The sequence below is a fragment of the Sphaerospermopsis kisseleviana CS-549 genome (assembly GCF_028329225.1).
Taxonomy (GTDB): domain Bacteria; phylum Cyanobacteriota; class Cyanobacteriia; order Cyanobacteriales; family Nostocaceae; genus Sphaerospermopsis; species Sphaerospermopsis kisseleviana.
Map to the genome: position 1 here is coordinate 1 of NZ_JAQMTI010000208.1, position 1,571 is coordinate 1,571.

Genomic DNA, 1,571 nt, shown 5'->3' on the forward strand with positions numbered 1-1,571 from the left:
ACGGTGATATCAAGTATTGAATTGAGACTATTGCCGACGCGAAAACCAAGCAATGATGGTGGTAGTCTTTTTGAGAAACTTAATTGGAACACAATCGCGTCTGGCTAAGGCGTGAAAGTCTACTGAGGGATAACTGCTCCTATGCTCCCGTTGAAGTAGAAAGTAAAGTCTAGTTTTGTCTAGGTTTTATATAGCAGGACATAAATTATAGCAGGGGGCGGGGGTAAGCCTTGAAACGCTTGAATTTCAATGGTTTTATCTTCTGTTTATGTTCTAACCACCTTGGCGGTTGCTATATCTTGTTTTGGGAGTGCCAAAGCAGATGTTAATCTGGTATTTGATCTGAAAATATCAGCCCTATTACCATTTGTACCAATTTTGCAGGGTGAGAACAGGCAAGATAAATTACGCGATCGCAGTCAGGCAGTTAAGACGGGATGAGCAACTGCAAGAGTTAGAACCGTTATTGTCATTTTTTGCTAGTTTTGTATTAGAAACTGTATGAATACAGAGAATATACCTGTTAAAAAAATACCAAGGGATTTATTGGATGATATTACCCAACGGCTAGTTTCTGCCCTGAATCCAGAACAGGTAATTTTATTTGGTTCCTATGCTTATGGTGAACCTACGGAAGATAGTGATGTTGATTTGTTAGTGATTATCTCCGATTCCAATGAACCTCGCTATCGTCGGGCGCGTCAAGCATATAAAGCCCTCCATGGGATTGGTATACCAAAAGATATTCTGGTTATGACCCGTGCAGAAGTAGAAAGAAAGGCCACCGTAGCAAGTTCATTAGTTAGTCAAGCACTCAGTCAAGGTAAAATCCTTTATGGATAGTCCTAAGGATGAGGAGGTTAGGCAGTGGATAATTAAGAGTCAGCGAGATATTAAGGTTGCCCGTATACTCATTGAAAATGAAGCATCATTATTAGATGCTGTTGTTTATCATTGTCAACAGAGTGCCGAGAAGGCATTAAAAGCTTATTTGACATATCAAGATTTAGTATTTAAGAAAACGCATGATCTGGGTGTTTTAGTAGAGATGTGTTCAGTTTTTGAACCAAATTTTCAGGATTTGGAAGATATGGCGGACACTCTAACACCTTACGCCACCGAATTTCGCTACCCAGGGGACATAATTGAGCCGGAAAGGTATGAAGCTGAAGAAGCCTTGCAGATGGCTGCTACAGTGCTAGAGTTTGTAATTAAATTATTACCAAATAAATTTAGTCTTGACGGTTGACTGTTGACTGTACCAAGGGGCGCTCGGCTTAGTGATGCTGCGCTTCGCAATTTGCTTGCAGCGGCGTGGGAGCAATTTCCATTCACACAGAATAGATATATAAATATACTGAGAACTTATAACCGAGTCAATGGCGAAAAAAGCAGACATAGGGGGAAAAAGATTAATCAGTCTTGCACCCAACACCTGGGTAAAATGGATTACCCAGCGCAGTGACTTACAAGTACAAGACATCCTCAACACAGAATTTCAGTGGATAGAGCGAGAAAGTGATGTTTTACTGAAGGTTTTATCCCCAGAAATAGGAGAATTTTTACTCCTC

General features: G+C 40.5%; 3 protein-coding genes and 1 pseudogene. All 4 read left to right on the plus strand.

The window, feature by feature from the left end; all coding sequences use genetic code 11:
* The first annotated feature begins 249 nt into the window (after positions 1–249).
* Positions 250–441, plus strand: coding sequence for a hypothetical protein (locus PN497_RS16795; RefSeq protein WP_096571347.1), 192 nt, complete (start codon positions 250–252; stop codon positions 439–441).
* Between the two features lie 60 nt (positions 442–501).
* A complete protein-coding gene (locus PN497_RS16800; protein WP_096571348.1) occupies positions 502–843 on the plus strand; it encodes a nucleotidyltransferase domain-containing protein in 342 nt (113 codons plus the stop codon).
* Positions 836–1,249: a HEPN domain-containing protein gene (locus PN497_RS16805; RefSeq protein ID WP_096571350.1), complete on the plus strand. Its 414-nt coding sequence runs from the start codon at positions 836–838 to the stop codon at positions 1,247–1,249. The genes PN497_RS16800 and PN497_RS16805 overlap by 8 nt, the downstream gene beginning before the upstream one ends.
* 130 nt (positions 1,250–1,379) lie before the next feature.
* Positions 1,380–1,571, plus strand: a pseudogene (locus tag PN497_RS16810) (DUF4351 domain-containing protein); the annotation flags it as partial.

Coding starts and splice junctions, on each gene's coding strand:
- PN497_RS16800 (WP_096571348.1), top strand. CDS start 502: ATGAATACAGAGAATATACCTGTTAAAAAAATACCAAGGGATTTATTG.
- PN497_RS16795 (WP_096571347.1), top strand. CDS start 250: ATGGTTTTATCTTCTGTTTATGTTCTAACCACCTTGGCGGTTGCTATA.
- PN497_RS16805 (WP_096571350.1), top strand. CDS start 836: ATGGATAGTCCTAAGGATGAGGAGGTTAGGCAGTGGATAATTAAGAGT.